This window comes from Paraburkholderia panacisoli (assembly GCF_008369935.1).
Taxonomy (GTDB): Bacteria; Pseudomonadota; Gammaproteobacteria; order Burkholderiales; family Burkholderiaceae; genus Paraburkholderia; species Paraburkholderia panacisoli.
Genome location: NZ_VTUZ01000009.1, coordinates 146,335 through 161,738 on the forward strand (window position 1 = coordinate 146,335; position 15,404 = coordinate 161,738).

Consider the following 15,404-nt stretch of genomic DNA (forward strand, 5'->3'; position numbering starts at 1 on the left):
GAGCACGAGCGTCTGATTTCTTCTTATTGCATCACTTGCGACCGCAGCAGGTTCCGGTCGTCTCGATCGAGGATCATGCTTCCGGCTGGGCCTGCTGAAGTCACCGGTAAGCCGGGGCAGCCCTGTTGCGGCTACTGATCGCGCGTGTCGGCGGGCAACAGATCAATCCATCCGGCGGCCTTCGGATCAAGTGTTTCGACTCCGCGTTTCATCTTCCTGCAGCAGTCTCCACTGGATCTTTCCGCTCGCCGTACGGGGCAAGCTGGCGGCAAATTGAATGACACGCGGAACCTTATAGGAGGCCATGCGCTCGCGGGCCCACGACACAATTTCCTGTTCAGTCGCGCGCTCGCCGTTCCGAAGCACGATGACCGCCTTTACCGACTCGCCTCGACGCGGATCGTGAGTCGCAATGACGCACGCCTCCTGTATGGCAGGATGTTCGAACAGCATTGCCTCGACCTCGGCCGGCCAGACTTTGTAACCCGATGCATTGATCATGCGCTTCAGCCGGTCGATGATGAAGAAATACCCATCCCGATCTACGTAGCCGAGATCTCCCGTGCGCAGGTATCGCTTCCCATCGATCAGGACGAACGCATCCTGGGTGGCTTGCTGGGACTTCCAATACCCGTCGAATACTTGAGGTCCGCTTACGAGAATCTCACCTGTTTCTCCTTCACCGAGAGGCTCGAGCGTCTCGGGATCGACGACGAGTGAATCCGTGTTGAAGACCGGCACCCCCATGCACTGGTGCTTGCTGTGCTTCGGCGGATTGATGTGGGTCGCCGCCATCGTCTCGGTGAGGCCGTACCCTTCTACGTACGGGATGCCCCAACGTTCCTCTATCTGCTGTGCGACGGCCTGCGGCATGGCGGCACCGCCGCCGCTCAGGTACGCAATGGAACTCAGGTCGAACCTGTCGACGTCCGCCAGGTTCAGCAGGTCGATGAGCATCGTGGGAACCGTCACCCATGTGCTGACGCGGTGGCGTTCGATCACGTGCGCGGCACATTTCGCGTCCCAGCGGGTCATGATCGCCATCGTCGCGCCGATGAAGATCGGCATGTTCATGCAGTTCTGCATGCCGGTGACGTGAAACAACGGCACGGAGCACAGCATCACGCTCTCGCTTGCGAGGCTCGGCCATGCAGCGCACGAGACCGTTGAATGCATCACGCTACGATGTGTATGGATGCACCCTTTGGGGCGCCCGGTCGTGCCGGACGTATACGGAATGACCGCCAGATCCTCGGGCCGCGATTCGTGGTCGCGCGGAATGCACGCGCGAGAGAGCGCGTCGGTCCAGCCGATGAGGGCAGCACGGTCGCCGACAGGTTCTGCATGAGGCCGCGGTCCGGACGATGTCAGGACGTCGGGCAGCGGCAGATCGGTCTGGTCGCAAAGATAGTCGGCATAACGTGCAGGGATCACATAGTCCACGTGGCGGCCCGACAGCGACCGTACGTGCTCCATGAGTTCTTCGCCGACGAAGGCGACCCTGGCCCCGCTATCTTCAAGTATGTGTTGCAGCTCCGAAGTCCGGTTCATCGGATTGACGGGCACGACTACCGCATCCGCGCGCAGGACCGCATAGAAGGCGACGACGAACTGCGGACTGTTCTGCATGTAAAGCACGACGCGGTCGCCCCGCGCGATGCCGCAGTGCTGCTGCAGGAATCCCGCCATCGCTGCGACTTCGTATTGCAACTGCCGGTAGCTTACGGTACTGCCGTAGTAAAGGATTGCGGCCTTTTCCGGATGGCGGTTCGAGGAGACTTCGAGATTCGTGTACAGCGATGTCTGCGGCGCGGATATATTCCGCGGCACGTCGACCAGTCGACGCGTTGATGTTGCCGTCATGTCTACTCCGGGCATGAGACGAAATGCAGTGATATGGCGAAGCGCCTTGAAACCGGTTGCCTGCGTCACGGGCAAATCGCCTGTGACGCAGGCAGGATCGGGCCGCGTCGGTGATGCGTGAGCAGTTCGTCGCATCCGGACCTGGCGCGATGGGCGAGGCGGATGCGTCTGTCTACTTCTGAAGGAGCTGGCGGCTCCACTGGCCGATTTCTTCAAGCGTTTCGGCGGTTTCCGCCAGGAACGGGAAGAGCGTGAAGACATGAACCGAATCGGCCACCATCTTCAGCGTCACGTTCGCGCCGGCTGCTTTTGCCCGCTCCGCAAAACGAGTCGTGTCGCTTTCGAGCACCTCTCCCTCGACGGCCGAAAGGAATACCGGCGGAAGGTCTGCGAGGTCTGCGAACAGCGGCGACACCATCGGATCGGTCGGCTCGTGGCCCTGGAAGTAAGACGCGACAAGGTTCGAAAGCGTCTCGCGATTCGCGGCCGGGTCGTCTCCCGAATTCGCCATGACGGAGGGGCCGCCGAGCGTGAGGTCAGTGAGCGGGCAGATTGCAATGACGCCGGCCGGCAACGGCAGACCCGCGCGACGCAATGCGGCAGCTATCGCCAGGGCGAGGCCGCCCCCGGACGATTCGCCGCTCAGGAACACAGTCGACGGATCGACACCCGAAGCGAGCAAGCCGCGCCAGGCGCTGAATGCGTCGTCGAATGCCGCCGGATACGGATGCTCGGGCGCGAGGCGATAGTCGACCGTGTAGCACGGGCCGTTCAGGGCGCGCGAGAGACGGCTTGCGTATTCAACCGAACTCTTCGCCGAACCCAGCACGTAGCCGCCGCCGTGGAAGTGCAACACGGTCGCCGTTTGCCCTGCTCCCGCTGCAACCACGCGCAACGCGCTCACCCCGTGAAGATCGACGTCCGCCACTTCGGTGCTTGCGGGCGCCGGAAACTGCTCCAGCAGGAACCGTTCGTAGGCTGCACGCTGCCCCCGGTCGCCACGAGCAATGTCATCCGGCTTGAACACGCCCTTCCAGAGATCGAAAGCGCGCTGGCTCTCGGGGCGCTCCATCCGCTTTCCTTCGCGTGCCGCGCTCAGGCCTACGACCTCGCCCGGCGGCAGCCTGGCGGCCTCGAGGATGTTGTGCCCCCACGCGAACGACCACGAAGCCTCGGCCAGCGGATCGATACGCGAGAGTCCCTTCAGTCGTCCGTTACGCTGGCGTACGCGCGCCTCGTCGGGCTCGTGTGCCCAATCGACGACAAATCGCGCTCCAGCCTGAATCCGCGTGGTACGCGGCTGGCGGCGCCGTTCGTATTCCAGCAGCGCATCCTGTACGCCCCCCCTGCCATGATTCTTGAGACAGGTGGCGAGGACCCATGCGTCTTCGATCGCCTGGCAGGCGCCTTGCGCCAGGTAGGGCACCATCGCATGCGCGGCGTCGCCGAGCAGGGCGATCCGTCCGGTACTCCACTGTTCGATCGGATCCCGGTGGTACATCCCGGTAATGAACGTCGAGTCCACGGCGTCCAGCATTTTCTGGACCGTCGGTTCGGAACCCTCGAACGAACGCCGCAGTTGCGCGACGTCCCCCGACTGCGTCCACGACTCGCGGCTCACTTCGGTTGCCGGCACCGACGCAAGAATGCTGTAGAGGTCCTTGCGAACCCAGTACGAGACGATGTTCCTGCCCACGCCGAACCAGTTGTTCCCCGCCACCGGCAACTTCAGACCCGTGAGCCGGTCGGCAGGGATGAGCGAGCGCCACATCAGGATGTTGGCGAACTGCTTCTCCTCGGGTCCCCGGAGGGCAGTCCGAACGGCAGAGTGAATGCCATCCGCGCCGATCACGGCGTCGCCACGAATCACTTCGCCATTTTGCAGCGTGACCCAGGCGCCCTCGTCGTCCTGGGAAACCGACGCGCATTCCGCCCCCAGCCGGATCACATGGGGCGGCACGGCCTTCGCGAGCAGGTCGATCAGGTCGGCGCGGTGGACGTTGTAGAGCAGCGCGCCGTAACGTGCCTCGGCCTCCTTGCCCAGTGGCGCAACGTACAGGAGACGCCCGGTCGACAGTTCGAGGTAGTCAAAGCGCTCCGGCACGGTCGCAATGCTCGCCAGCGCCGGCTCAAGCCCCAGTTCACGCAGCACGATCGTGCCGTTCGCAGCGATCTGGACACCCGCCCCGACCTCCGTCAATTGCGGGGTGCGCTCCAGTACAATCGGTTCGATACCGTGGCGCAGCAGCGCCAGGGCAGTCGTTAACCCACCAATGCCTCCGCCAACAACTATGACTTTCATGTTAAGTTTCTCCTACTCGGTTAGTTATTGCAGTGTAGTTAATTAACTCGACATGGTAAAGTAATGACGACACTAGGGAAAACCCTTCGCTCGGACGGGGCGGAGACGCGAAGTCGCTTAAAAGAAGAAGCCCAACACCTGTTCGCGCTGCGCGGATTGGACGGAGTGTCCGTGCAGGACATCATTTCCGCCGCAGGGCAGCGAAACAGCGCCTCGCTGCGCTATTACTTCGGAACCAAACTTGAACTGGCACGTGAGCTGATAGTGGACGGCGCGCGCCTGATAGACGAAGACCGTCAGGCGCGGCTCGACAGACTGGAGGCAGAGGAAGCGATAAACGTGCGCGCGGTCTTGGGCGCGCTGCTCTTTCCGATGCTTGAGCTGGCGGATCGTACGGGTCAGGCGACGTACATCCGCATGATCGCCAACTTCCAGTTGAACAACCGCGCGTTCTTGCGGGAGGCACTGGAAAACAAGTGGAATCTGGGTTATCAGCGTTGCAATGCCCAGCTCCGAACCCTGCTTTCAGATGTTCCGCCGGAAATAGTCGATCACAGACTGTCGCTCGTCGGCATCTACGGCAATGCCGCACTGGCAGCGTGGGAAGCAAGTCGGGACAATGGCGAATCGGGAGGGCTCTGGTCCCCGCAATACGCCGTATCCAGCTTGATGGACACCTTTGAAAGCATACTGACCGCAGAGCCCTCGGAGGAAACGCGGTCCCTGCTGGGAGGATCTGAGGGCGAGCGCTAGTCGTCTTGCCAACGCGCCTGATCTCTCGCGGCGCCAATCAGGAACAGTGCCACGGTTTTATCCCCATACTGCTGCTCGACGTAACGCGTGGCGGTTCCCGCGAGGTCGGCGCCCACCGGCATCCCGCCGCTTTGCAGCGTCGACTCGTTCATGATCGAAGACCGTACGGCATAGTTGAGCACGACAGCGATGGGTTGATGGTCGAGGTCTTCAAGGCGGATCACATTCACACACTTGTCCGATGGCCCTGCATCGTTTGAGCCGAGCCACCAGCCATCGACAGTCCGCACGTCGCGATTCACATTGACGCTGCGACACCCGCTACCAAAGCCAACGCGAGCCGGCTGTAGGTCGTGCACTGGCCGCCGTCGCGGCCCGTGTCACGGAATCTTCAATAGCCAGCGCGATCTGCTTCTTACGGAAGATCGCCGGCATGTGCCAATGCCGTCGCTTATTCGAGTCCGCCCTGGCAGAGATACTTGATCGATAGATAATCGTCGAGGCCGTACTTCGATCCTTCGCGGCCATAGCCCGACTCCTTCACGCCGCCAAACGGCGCGGCCTCGCTCGCGAGTGCGCCCTCGTTGATGCCGACGATACCCGCTTCCAGCCGGCGCACGACGCGATCGATGCGGCGGATGTCCTGACTGTAGAAGTACGATGCGAGGCCAAACGGCGTGTCGTTGGCGGCGCGGATTGCTTGTGCTTCGTCGTCAAACCGGAAGAGCGGCACGACCGGGCCAAAGGTTTCCTCGCAACTCAACTGCATCGTACTGGTGGCGTCGGCGAGGACGGTCGGCGCGTAGTAGTTGGAACCGAGTGCGGTGAGCCGCTTTCCGCCCGCGAGCACGCGCGCGCCTTTCGAGACGGCATCGTCGACGTGGCGCGCGATCTTGTCGATGGCGCGCGCGTTGATCATTGGGCCGATCTCAGCGGAGGGGTCGGTCGCCGGCGCGACCTTCAATGCCGCGACGCGTTTGGCCAGCATGTCGCCGAATTTCTCGTACACCGACGACTGCACGTAGACGCGGTTCGGGCACACACAAGTCTGCCCTCCGTTGCGGAATTTCGACACGAGCAGACCACTGACGGCAGCGGCGAGATCGGCGTCGTCGAACACGATGAAGGGTGCGTTGCCACCCAGTTCGAGCGAGAGCTTCTTGAGCGTATCCGCCGACTCACGCGCCAGATACTTGCCGACCGGCGTCGAGCCGGTGAACGTAATCTTGCGCACGCGGCTATCGTGCAACCACTCAGCAACCGCGGGCACCGCATTCTCGCGCGATGCAGCGATCAGGTTGAGCACGCCCGGCGGCACGCCTGCTTCGTGCGCGAGATGCACGAGCGCAAGCGCGGTGAGCGGCGTGTCTTCGGCCGGCTTACCGACCACCGTACAACCTGCGGCGAGCGCCGGCGCGATCTTGCGCGCGATCATCGCCAGCGGGAAATTCCATGGCGTGATGGCCGCGACGATCCCAACCGGCTCCCTCACCGCGCTCATACGCTTGCCGCGCTGCTGCTGCGGAATAAGGTCGCCGTAGATGCGCGTCGCTTCATCCGCGAACCACGCCACATACGATGCGCCATAGAGCACTTCGCCGCGCCCTTCCGCGAAAGGCTTGCCCTGTTCGAGCGAAATCAGGCGGCCAAGCGCGTCGGCGTTTTCGAGCATCAGCGCGTGCCAGCGGTGCAGCACAGCCGCGCGCTCCTTCGGCAGCGCGTCGCGCCAGGCGGGAAAAGCGCGCGCAGCAGCGTCTGTCGCGGCGCGGGCATCAGCCTCGTTGCCGTCTGCGACGGCGGTGATCACTTCTCCCGTCGCCGGGTTCGTCACGTCGAAGCGCTTGCCGCTTGCAGAGGCAACCCACTTGCCGTCGATAAAGTGATCGTTTCGGATCAGGTCGCTCATGTCGAATTTCGTTGCCATCGAAAACTCCTTGTTCAGGCGAGCCGCTCGGCAATCGCCTTGCCTACTTCCGTGGTGTTCGCCCGGCCGCCAAGATCGCCGGTGTGCGGGCCTTCCTTGAGCACCGCTTCAATCGCGGCGAGCATGGCATTGTGTGCCTCGTGCTCGACGCCTGCGCCGTTGCCCAGGAAGTCGAGCATCATCGCGGCCGACCAGACCATGGCGATCGGGTTAGCGATGTTCTTGCCGAAAATGTCGGGCGCCGAACCGTGGACCGGTTCGAACAGCGAAGGAAACTTCCGATCGGGATTCAGGTTGGCCGAGGGCGCGAGGCCGATCGTGCCGGTGCAGGCGGGACCGAGATCGGAGAGGATGTCGCCGAACAGATTGGTGGCCACGACCACGTCGAAGCGGTCCGGATTCAGCACGAAACGCGCGCAGAGGATGTCGATGTGCTGCTTGTCCCACGTCACATCCGGGTATTGTGCCGCGACACCGGCCGCGCATTGGTCCCACCATGGCATGCTGATCGCGATGCCGTTGCTCTTCGTCGCGACGGTGATCTTTTTACGCTCGCGTCGCTGGGCAAGGTCGAACGCGAACTTCAGCACGCGCTCGCTGCCGTGCCGCGTGAACACGGATTCCTGCAGCACGAACTCGCGCTCCGTACCCTCGAACATCACGCCGCCCACCGACGAGTACTCGCCTTCGGTGTTCTCGCGCACGATCCAGAAATCGATGTCGCCCGCCTTACGGCCTGCAAGCGGCGAAGGCACGCCGGCAAAGAGACGCGCGGGGCGCAGGTTGATGTACTGATCGAACTCGCGCCGGAACTTCAGCAACGAACCCCACAGCGAAATATGGTCGGGCACTGCGTCCGGCCAGCCGACCGCGCCGAACAAAATCGCATCCATGGGTTGCAACTGCGCTTTCCAGTCGTCCGGCATCATCTTGCCGTGCTTCGCGTAGTAGTCGCAGCTCGCCCATTCGATGTGCTGAAATTCCAGTGCGATGCCGAATTTTTTGCTTGCGGCTTCGAGCGCACGCAGACCTTCGGGCATCACTTCCTTACCTATGCCATCTCCGGGAATGACGGCGATGCGGTACGGCTTGTTCATGTGACTTTCCTCTACAGATAACGAATAGTTCATTGCGGGACTACACGGTTGCCACAGGCGTCACCGGTGAGCCAACCGCGCCAGGCAGCCGCAAGGGCGGTGCGGTGAGTAGAAACCGGTTACGTCCGTTCGCGTGCAGCCAGTCGGCCAGTTCGCTCAGATGCCAGAGTTCGCCGAGATAAACGCCCAGCCGGAACAGACACAGATCATGTAGCGGATGGGACGCGTACCGGTCACTTGCAGCCGGTCGGGCCGGCAGCATCTCCACGGCCGCGTTGTCCGCTATCAATGCTACTGCCCCGGATTCGATAATCCAGTCGCGCAATTTCTCATCCCGCCCATCCAGCGCGGCGAAACTGTTACGAAGGCGAGCCATGTCGGGCACGCCGGCCATCTCGAGCAGCGCTTCGTCTGTGCCGGTGCGCAGACAGACCATGTCGCCGGCTTCGACCACCACCTGTTGTGCGTCCATGACCTCCATCAGCTCAGCGTAGCCGACAGCGATCTGCGTTGTGCCGAAATGACGCTTAAGGTCGATCATGACGCCACGTCCTTGCACGCCCGTCGCGGCCATGTTCTCGATACCAAGACGGTAGGCGCCTGAAGGACGCTCGGCGGCGCACTCATCACCGCCCCGATAATCGATCGGCCCGACGATATCCTCGCCAGCCCGAAAGCCGTTATAGAAGGCCATTTCCGGCACGCCTTCGCCCATGAGATCGAACCACTGCCCCATGTGAGCGAGGCTGTCCCACTGTGTCGAATACTGGAGTGCAAGATGCGCCGTATCGTCGCAAATGACGTCGAGCAAATGAGGGTTGTCGCGTGAGAGCGGGTAAGTCATGTTCGCGCGGTCGCCACGCCGTGTCGGCTCAATGCGTGGCGGCTGGCGACGAGGATTCAATGCCGTGCCGCCCGGACAGTCGAGCGGCAGGCTCAAGCAGAACACGCGGCCTTCACGGACTTCCTGTACCCCCTGGAGAACCTTTGCGGGCGTCAACAGATTGAGCCGTCCAAGTTGATCGTCGGGGCCGAAGTCGCCCCAGTTCGAATCCTCTGGCCGCTGATTCCAGCGGCTGGTACTGTTCGATCGCGTCATCGGGCTGCGTCTGCCATAGCAAAACTGGCGTCCCCGCCTGCGTCATCACGATCTGACCGGGCCTCCGGGCTAGCCGATTCGTCAGGCATCCAGCGCGACGTATCAAAGACACTGATGGCGATCAGTAGCAACGCGCCTGCGGCGATAAACGACGCCATCGCAAATCTGAGTCCGAGCGACGGTGTCACGAGCGCTATCACGTAAGGTGCGGCCACACTCACCGAGGTCATCGCGTAACTGATTCCAATGCCGGTTGCCCGAGCTTCGACCGGAAAGCGCCGTGCCTGGTAGAGGGGCAGGATTCCGAACAGGCCGTTGGCAAACATGCCCATCAGGAATGCGCCAGCACCGAGTTGAAAGTGATTGGAAACGAGCGTGTACAGGACTGTCGACGGAATCACGATCAACATGAAGACCGTGATGGTCGGGCGCTCGCCGAAGCGGCTCGCCGCATAACCCGAAAGCGGCTTGCCGATCACCGAGCCCACTGAATACGCCACCACAAACGGAAATATCGAGCCCGAATCAAGATGCTGGGTCGTGAGCAGGAACGTGGGATACAGCACCTGCACAGCCCAAAGCATGAAGTTGATGCCGGCCGAAAACGCCCAGGCTTGCGCGACGGCAGGATTGAACAGGAACGGCTTGAACGTGCGCCCCTCCCTCTTCTGCTGCCGCTGACGCGCCCAGTCATCCGATTCCTTGACGTTACGACGCAGGAACAGGGTAAGGATCGCAGGCGCCACGCCGAGAAAAAACATCCAGCGCCAGCCGAGGGCCGGAAACAGGAAATGAAAGGCGAGCGCCGCCAACATGTAGCCGAACTCGTAGCCCGCGACCATGATGCCCGAGGCCAGCGGGCGGATTTTTTCCGGTACGGTTTCCATCAGCAACGATACGGAGGCCGTCCATTCGCCGCCGAAGCCGAGACCAAACAGGACGCGCAACGCCATGAAGGACGCGTAGCTCCACGCAAGTCCACTCAAACCCGAAGCACATGAAAACCACAGCACGGCTGCCATAAAAGCAAGCTTGCGGCCAAAGCGATCGGCGGCGAGCCCCCAGCCAATCGTGCCCACGATCTTGGCAAAGCCGGTGGCAGTGATGATAAACGCCATCGCAGGCAGACCCACGTCGAACACCTTCCCCAGATGCGGAATCAGGAACAGAACGATGGTGAAGTCGAAAGCGTCGAGCGCCCAGCCCGCCGTTGCGGCGAAAATGATTTGCCAGTGCGTCCTGAGTAAGGCAGCGCTGGAGTTCGTCTCCCTCCCCGCTTGGGTAGCGGGCTCCGTTGCGGCATCGTGCATGGATCATCTCCTGACGTGTAAATGTCCGACTCAATATCGGGCTGCTGCCCTGACCCAATCAATCTGGCTTACACGGTCCGCGCTGACGCCTGCCGGGTCCGTGCCCCATGCTCTCACTGCTCGATGAACTCGCGGGCAAGCTTGCGTGCTGCGTTCGCGAACATGAGGATGTCCACGCCGGTCGCGACGAACGTGCATCCAAGATCGAGATAGCGACGCGCGAGCGCCGGGTCCGAGGTCAATGTGCCGGCCGCCTTGCCGGAAGCGATGATGGTGCGCATCGCCGCCTCGATCGCGCTCTGTACCTCGGGATGGCCGGGCTTGCCACGATGCCCCATCGACGCGGCCAGATCCGCCGGCCCGATGAAGACGCCATCAATACCGTCCACCTCGCATATCGCCGGAAGATTCTCGAGCGCGGTGACAGTCTCCGCCTGCACGAGCAGGCAGACTTCACTGTCCGCGATATCCAGATAGTCGACACGCGAGTTCCAGCGCGACGCACGTCCCACCGCACTGCCCACACCACGAATTCCATGGGGCGGATAGCGGACGGCGGCTACACACGCGCGGGCCTGATCGGCGGTATCGATCATCGGAACAAGGAGGTTACGCGCGCCGATATCGAGCAAGCGCTTGAGCAATGCCGGGTCACCATTGACGGGCCTTACGACGGCTTCGGCGCGATACGGCGCAACCGCCTGCAATTGCGAAAGAATGCTGCGCACGTCGTTCGGGGCGTGCTCCGCGTCGATCAACAACCAATCAAAGCCGGCGGTCGCGCTGACTTCGGCCAGATAGGCATCGGCCATCGAAAGCCAGAAACCGATCTGCCGTTGGCCGTTTGCAAGCGCCGCCTTGAATGGATTAAGCACGGGCGTCGACGTTGCGTTCATCACGATGGGTAGCCTCCATGGGGACTTGATTGAACTGAATGGGTTCCACCCTTCCGAGCAGAAACAGATAATTGAGCATTGCGATGACGATCAGCGCCGACGAGAACATGAGCGCGGGAACGAACGAGCCGGTTGACCCCACGATCGCGCCCGTGACGATCGGACCAACCACGCCGCCCATGTTCGAGACGCTGTTCTGGATGCCGGCAACCCGCGACACCATATCCCGCGGCGCGACATCTGCCGGCAATGCCCAGACCTGGGATGCGGCGACGGTGGTGCCCGACTTCGCCACGCAGAGCAACGCGACGGCCACCAGCGGCGAAGCTGCGAACGCCGCGAATCCGATGCTTGACGCCATCAGCAGGCCAATCACGAGAAACAGTTTGCGGGTCGCGGTGAGCGACAGCCGTCCAGAGGCGTACACACGATCGGAGGCCCAGCCCGCGAATATTTCGACGATCATCGAAAGAATGAGCGGCAACGAAGCCATGAAGCCCATCTCCATCAGGCTCATGCCGCGTTCCTTGACGAGATACGTCGGCAGCCAGGTGATGAAGAAGTACGAGTTGTAGTTGATCATGAAGAAGCCAATGCACATGGCCCAGATGTTCCGGTGCGCGAAGACCCTGTACCAGGGCACATCGGCAAGGGCACTGCCGCCGCGCGGCGCCTGTTCGCCGTCGCGGATATAGGCAAGCTCGGAGGCATTCACGCGCCGATGGTCGGCCGGTGAGTTCTTGAACACAAGCACCCAGACAACGCACCACACGAGACCCAGCACACCGGTGATCGCAAAGGTGACCTTCCAGTCGAAAGTCGCCAGCAAAAACGTGATCAGCGGGAGGGCCACGGCCCCGCCAAGCTTCGACCCGCTATCGAAGATGCCGGCAACGGTTGCGCGCTCTTTACGCGGAAACCAGCGCGACGCGATGCCCGCGTTACTCGGATAGGCCCCCGCCTCGCCAACGCCCAGCATGACCCGCAGGGCCACGAGGGACTTGAAGCCGTTGGCAAGTCCCGTCACGGCCGTGGCGAGCGACCACCAGAACACCGAAGCGCCCAGCACGAGTTTCTGTCCGAAGCGATCCGCGAGCATGCCCGCAGGCAGTTGCAGCAGCGCATACGACCAGAAGAACGCCGACATCACGATACCCATCTCCATCGACCCAAGATGGAACTCGGATTGAAGGCGGGGTGCCGCGGCGGACAGCACGGTCCGATCGATATAGTTGATCGCAATGGCCGACCACATCAGGCCAGCCACCAGCCAGCGCACTTTACTGCGCGACTCCTGTTGCAAGGCTCGATTCAATCTCTGTCTCCGTTTCTTTGTAGGTACGAGGTGGCGTTTCAGCTCACGATGCCCATATGCCAGGGCACAAATTCGTGGTCGCCCAGCCCGAGCAGTTCACTGCGGGTGCGCTCGCCCGAAGCGGCCCGAAGGATTTGCTCGAAGATATCCTTACCCATCTCTTCGACTGTCCGCTCTCCATCGAGAATCAGTCCGCAATTGATGTCCATGTCGTCGCGCAGCCGCTTGAACATGGGCGTGTTGCTCGCGAGCTTGAGGGTCGGCGCGGGCTTCGAGCCGAACATGGAACCGCGGCCGGTCGTAAAGCAGATCAGGTTTGCGCCACTTGCAATCTGCCCGGTAACCGCGACGGGGTCATAGCCGGGCGAATCCATGAATACGAAGCCGGGCCGGTCGATTGGCTCGGCGTATTCATAGACAGCCTGTAGCGGTGTCGTCCCGCCTTTCATCGCCGAACCGAGCGACTTCTCGAAGATGTTGGCGAGGCCGCCCTGCTGATTACCGGGTCCGACGACGCCGTTGAACTGACCGTTGTGGCCGCGCGTGTACTGCTCCCACCACGCAAGCCGGTCGAGCAGCTTCTGGCCGACCTCCGGCGTCACTGCACGGCGCGTCAGCATGTATTCGACGCCATGAATTTCAGGAGTCTCCGAAAGAATGGCCGTGCCGCCATGACGCACCAGAAGATCCATGGCCGCGCCGAGGGCTGGATTCGCCGTGATGCCCGAGAAACCGTCGGAACCGCCACATTCCAGGCCGATCTTCAGATGGCTCGCCGGCACCGGACGACGCTCGATGTCGTTCGCCGCCGGCAGCATCTGCTGGATGGCTGCGATACCCGCCTCGATCGTCGCACGGGTTCCACCTTCGTCCTGCATCACCAGCGTGTGGACCAAGGCGCCCGGGCGGAGCCCCTGCGAATCGAGCAGAGCGCCGACCTGATTACGTTCGCAGCCCAGCCCGACAATCAGCACTCCGGCAAGATTGGGGTGACGTGCATAGCCGGCGAGCGTCCGGCGCAGGACGTCGAAGTGCTCGCTGGGCGAGGACATCCCGCAGCCACTCGTCTGCGCGAACGCGACAACGCCATCGACATTCGGATAAGACGCAAGCCGCTCGGGCGTGAACCAGGCAGCAACATTCTTGATGACCGTCGAAGAGCAGTTGACCGATGCCAGAATCCCGATGAAGTTGCGCGTCGCAACGCGGCCATCGGGCCGAACGATGCCGTTGAATGTGGCGCGGTTAGCGTCTGCAACGTACTCGACCGGACGGACGTCGAGGCAGAAGCCCGGATCGCGCTCAAAATCGATCAGTTCCACGTTGTGCGTGTGGACGTGATCACCCGCCTCGATATCGCGGGCCGCCCGGCCAATGATGGTGTCGTATTTGCGGATCGGCGCACCACGCGGGATATGTTGAGCCGCCACTTTGTGGCCGGCTGCGATCTGGGCACGCATCCGGATCGTCGCATCGCCTATGCACACTCGCAGCCCGATGGACAGCGACTCGCGCGCGATCAATACATTGTCCGCGGCGTTAAGCCGGATTAGCGGTTCGCTCACCACCGCGCTAGCCTGCGACATACTCGTCTCCTGTCTCTTCAAGTCCAGCGGCGCGCAATTTTTCCGTGCTCACCGCCCATCGCTCCACCTATGTTACCGGTTTATGTAACCGGTAACATTGAGCGCATGGTAGTATGCTTTTGCGATAATTGCCAGCAACTTTTTTGGGCCTGAGTGATCAACGACGTGAGCAAACTGCCTACTGCCCCACTTGCCCCTGCCGAACGAAGTGCCTCCCGGCGCGCTCGGAAGAACTCCGGCCGCGTGACGCTGAGCGATCTCGCGGCGCTCGTCGGCGTCACGAAAGTGACCGTCTCGCGCGCGCTGAACGCGCCGGAACTGGTCTCCGTCGATACGCTGGAGCGCGTCCAAGCGGCAGTCCGGCAAACCGGCTATACCCCTGACCTGATTGCCGGGTCACTGGCGTCGACTCGCAGCGATCTGATCGTTGCACTGATCCCCGCAATGGCTGGGACGGTGTTTCAGGAAACCGTCGAGTCCCTGACGACCGAGCTTGCTGCGGCGGGCTACCAGTTGCTGATCGGACAAAGCGGATACGACGAGTCGCGCGAGGATGCCCTGCTGGACGCGGTGATCGGCCGGCGGCCCGCCGGCATCGTACTGACCGGCGTCGTTCATTCCCAGAGCGCCAGGCAAAAGCTGCACGCGTGCGGCATCCCTGTCGTCGAGACCTGGGACCTCACAAGCGAACCGATCGACATGCTGGTCGGCTTCTCGCATGAGCAGGTCGGAAAGGCCGTTGCGAAATTCATGAAGAAGCGCGGGGCGCGACGCCCCGCTGTCGTCACGCCCAGCGACCGGCGCGCGCAAGCGCGCACCAAGGCGTTCCTCGAAGCGTTCGGCAAAACGAAGACAAGCGCCGCAATCCCCGTTGTGACGGTCGAGTCCCCGGCGAATCTGGGTGACGGGCGGCGAGCGTTGAAGGAATTGCTCGACACGAATGCCGATATCGACGCCGTCTTTTGTGGCGCGGATATTCTTGCACTCGGCGTGTTGATGGAAGCCGATTGCCAAGGCATTGCAGTGCCTGGGCGGTTGCGTGTGATCGGCTATGGTGATCTGAACTTTGCGAAGGACACAACGCCACCGTTGACGACCATGAGAGTAGACGGCACGAGAATCGGCTCGCTTGCGGCGACTATGCTCGTCGAGTGTATCGAGAACCGCGCTGGCAACGAGCAAATGGTCGACGTTGGGTTCAGCCTGATTGAGCGCGAGAGCACCTGAGGCCGCCGCGGACCATTAAACTAAAGCGGTTA

12 protein-coding genes are annotated in these 15,404 nt (G+C 62.2%); 2 read left to right on the forward strand and 10 right to left on the reverse strand.

The genetic code is table 11. The annotated features are described in order from the left end of the window. Positions 1-186: 186 nt before the first annotated feature. Positions 187-1,932, reverse strand: a complete 1,746-nt coding sequence (locus FVF58_RS15705; protein ID WP_342802403.1) for a long-chain-fatty-acid--CoA ligase — start codon at positions 1,930-1,932, stop codon at positions 187-189. Positions 1,933-2,035: 103 nt separating this feature from the next. Further along, the gene (locus FVF58_RS15710) at positions 2,036-4,165 is read right to left on the reverse strand and encodes an alpha/beta hydrolase fold domain-containing protein (RefSeq protein ID WP_149670814.1); all 2,130 of its coding nucleotides are present in this window, start codon (positions 4,163-4,165) and stop codon (positions 2,036-2,038) included. A 63-nt stretch (positions 4,166-4,228) separates the two neighbouring features. Here FVF58_RS15710 and FVF58_RS15715 point away from each other — a divergent pair, with 63 nt between their 5' ends. Next, entirely contained in the window at positions 4,229-4,918 is a 690-nt protein-coding gene (locus tag FVF58_RS15715) for a TetR/AcrR family transcriptional regulator (RefSeq protein WP_149670815.1), read from the forward strand. On the opposite strand, the gene FVF58_RS15720 is transcribed toward FVF58_RS15715, so the two are convergent. The 8 genes from FVF58_RS15720 to FVF58_RS15755 all read right to left on the reverse strand — a co-directional run bounded on the left by FVF58_RS15720 (position 4,915) and on the right by FVF58_RS15755 (position 14,127). Beyond that, positions 4,915-5,148, reverse strand: a complete 234-nt coding sequence (locus tag FVF58_RS15720; protein ID WP_149670816.1) for a hypothetical protein — start codon at positions 5,146-5,148, stop codon at positions 4,915-4,917. The two genes, FVF58_RS15715 and FVF58_RS15720, sit on opposite strands and share 4 nt — an antisense overlap. A gap of 221 nt (positions 5,149-5,369) precedes the next feature. Further along, entirely contained in the window at positions 5,370-6,842 is a 1,473-nt protein-coding gene (locus FVF58_RS15725; RefSeq protein ID WP_149670817.1) for an NAD-dependent succinate-semialdehyde dehydrogenase, read from the reverse strand. A gap of 14 nt (positions 6,843-6,856) precedes the next feature. Continuing rightward, a complete protein-coding gene (locus FVF58_RS15730; protein WP_149670818.1) occupies positions 6,857-7,939 on the reverse strand; it encodes a tartrate dehydrogenase in 1,083 nt (360 codons plus the stop codon). A gap of 40 nt (positions 7,940-7,979) precedes the next feature. Further along, the gene (locus tag FVF58_RS15735; protein ID WP_149670819.1) at positions 7,980-9,038 is read right to left on the reverse strand and encodes a cyclase family protein; all 1,059 of its coding nucleotides are present in this window, start codon (positions 9,036-9,038) and stop codon (positions 7,980-7,982) included. Continuing rightward, the gene (locus FVF58_RS15740) at positions 9,035-10,348 is read right to left on the reverse strand and encodes an MFS transporter (RefSeq protein WP_149670820.1); all 1,314 of its coding nucleotides are present in this window, start codon (positions 10,346-10,348) and stop codon (positions 9,035-9,037) included. Before FVF58_RS15740 ends, FVF58_RS15735 begins: the two co-directional genes overlap by 4 nt. 113 nt (positions 10,349-10,461) lie before the next feature. After that, the gene (hpaI, locus tag FVF58_RS15745; protein ID WP_149670932.1) at positions 10,462-11,244 is read right to left on the reverse strand and encodes a 4-hydroxy-2-oxoheptanedioate aldolase; all 783 of its coding nucleotides are present in this window, start codon (positions 11,242-11,244) and stop codon (positions 10,462-10,464) included. Then, on the reverse strand, positions 11,216-12,499 hold the full coding sequence (locus FVF58_RS15750) for an MFS transporter (RefSeq protein WP_149670933.1): 1,284 nt from the start codon (positions 12,497-12,499) through the stop codon (positions 11,216-11,218). Before FVF58_RS15750 ends, hpaI begins: the two co-directional genes overlap by 29 nt. Before the next feature lie 98 nt (positions 12,500-12,597). Next, the gene (locus FVF58_RS15755) at positions 12,598-14,127 is read right to left on the reverse strand and encodes a UxaA family hydrolase (RefSeq protein ID WP_425468948.1); all 1,530 of its coding nucleotides are present in this window, start codon (positions 14,125-14,127) and stop codon (positions 12,598-12,600) included. 267 nt (positions 14,128-14,394) lie between these two features. Here FVF58_RS15755 and FVF58_RS15760 point away from each other — a divergent pair, with 267 nt between their 5' ends. Next, the gene (locus tag FVF58_RS15760; protein WP_149670934.1) at positions 14,395-15,372 is read left to right on the forward strand and encodes a LacI family DNA-binding transcriptional regulator; all 978 of its coding nucleotides are present in this window, start codon (positions 14,395-14,397) and stop codon (positions 15,370-15,372) included. Positions 15,373-15,404 lie beyond the last annotated feature (32 nt).